The sequence below is a fragment of the Aquabacterium sp. UBA2148 genome (assembly GCF_002328915.1).
Taxonomy (GTDB): Bacteria; Pseudomonadota; Gammaproteobacteria; order Burkholderiales; family Burkholderiaceae_C; genus Aquabacterium; species Aquabacterium parvum.
Genome location: NZ_DCXA01000271.1, coordinates 2436 through 4203, shown reverse-complemented (window position 1 = coordinate 4203; position 1768 = coordinate 2436). Strand labels below are relative to the sequence as shown.

General features: G+C 70.1%; 2 protein-coding genes and 1 pseudogene (1 of these 3 running past the window's edge). All 3 read left to right on the top strand.

The features are described from left to right. On the top strand, nt 1–479 hold a 479-nt coding region (gene eda / locus B2W70_RS15165; RefSeq protein WP_286746922.1), incomplete at its 5' end, for a bifunctional 4-hydroxy-2-oxoglutarate aldolase/2-dehydro-3-deoxy-phosphogluconate aldolase. Between the two features lie 108 nt (nt 480–587). After that, the gene (locus tag B2W70_RS15160; RefSeq protein ID WP_286746920.1) at nt 588–1370 is read left to right on the top strand and encodes a Spy/CpxP family protein refolding chaperone; all 783 of its coding nucleotides are present in this window, start codon (nt 588–590) and stop codon (nt 1368–1370) included. A gap of 27 nt (nt 1371–1397) precedes the next feature. Next, nucleotides 1398–1768: pseudogene (locus tag B2W70_RS18475) on the top strand (response regulator) (it continues 459 nt past the right edge of the window).

Here is a 1768-nt window from a genome sequence, read left to right as displayed (position 1 = left end):
CCGTGGCCCGAGCGGTGCCGGCCATGCGGGTGGGCGCCGGCACGGTGACGAGGGCCCAGGAGGTGGCCCAGGTGCGCGATGCCGGTGCCGGTTTTGCGCTGTCGCCAGGCTTCACCCCCGAGCTGCTGGACGCCGTGCAGGCGGCCCGGCTGCCTTTCGTGCCGGGTGTGATGACCCCGGGTGAGGTCATGCGGGCGCGCGAGCTGGGTTTCGGCTTGATGAAGCTCTTCCCGGCCGAACAGGCGGGCGGCATCGGCATGCTCAAAGCGTTGGCCGGTCCGCTGGGTGACGTGAGGTTTTGCCCGACGGGCGGGGTCTCGCCAGCCAACCTCGCCACGTTCCTGCAACTGCCCAACGTGGCGATGGTGGGCGGCTCCTGGCTCACGCCCCTTGAGGCGCTGCAGGCGCGCGACTGGGAGCGCATCACGGCCCTGGCCCGTCAGGCCTGTTCGCTGGCGGCATCGGTGGCGCCTGTCTGAGCCGCAGCGTTCATTTCACAGATCTTTACGGCGGCGCAACCCAGGCTTGACCTCGTCGGGGCACCATGGAGCCACCACTCGATGCCATCCCAACCAGGACAGAGAACCATGACCCACGCTCGCGTCACCCGCCATCCTCTTGCCGTTCAACCGGCCCGCATCCTGGGCAGCTTGCTGCTGGGCGGTGCCTTGGTGTTCGCCGCCACCCAGGTGGCTCAGGCCGCCACCCCCGCAGTGGCCAAGGCAGCGTCGGGCCCGTCCTCGGCGGGCGGTTGCGATGACGGCATGTGCCCCTGGCATGCCGGCGAGCATGCTCACAAGGGCGATCGCAAAGGCCATGGCAAGGCGGGCCACCATGGCCAAGGCATGAAGGCCGAGCCCGGCATGGGCCTGCCGTTCGCCGGCCCGGGCTTCGAGCGCCTGCTCGACGAAGTTCAGGCCACCGATGCCCAGCGCAAGCAGATCCGTGGCATCGCCGACAAGGCCCGCACCGACCTGCGCGCCCTGCACGACAAGTCGCGCGAACAGCACCACAACGCCATGGCCATCTGGACCTCGCCCAAGCTCGACGCCGGGGAGGCTGAAAAGCAGCGCCAGCAGATGCTGGCCCAGCACGACCAGGTCAGCAAGCGCATGACGCAGGCCATGCTGGACGTGGGCCAGGTGCTGACACCCGAACAACGCGCCAAGGCCGCGGCCCTGATCAATCAACGCCATGAGCGCATGCAAGAGCGCATGGCCGACCGCCATGAGCGACGTCAAGAGCGCCGCGAAGAGGCGCATGGCTCCCGCGAAGGCACGCAAGAGCGCCTGAACAACCACATGCTGCGTCGCCCGGCACCGCCCGCCTCGGCCCCAGCGGTGGCCAGCCAGCCGGCCCCTTCCCGCTGACCCCCGGAGGGCGCGACAATGGCGGACATGGCTGAACACATCCTGCTCATCGACGACGACATGCGCCTGAGCGCCATGGTGGCGGACTACCTCCGCAGCCATGGCTACCAGGTCTCCACCGCTGCGAGCCTGAACGCGGGGCGCGAGCTGCTGGCCCGCCAGGCGGTGGACGCCCTGGTGCTGGACCTCATTCTGCCCGACGGCGACGGCCTGGACCTGTGCCGCGAGCTGCGGGCTTCACCGCGCACCCGGACCCTGCCCGTGCTCATGCTCAGCGCACGCGGCGAGCCGACCGACCGCATCGTCGGCCTGGAAGTGGGCGCCGACGACTACCTGCCCAAGCCCTTCAACCCGCGCGAGCTGCTGGCACGCATCCACGCCGTGCTGCGTCGCCGCCC

Coding starts and splice junctions, on each gene's coding strand:
- B2W70_RS15160 (WP_286746920.1), top strand. CDS start 588: ATGACCCACGCTCGCGTCACCCGCCATCCTCTTGCCGTTCAACCGGCC.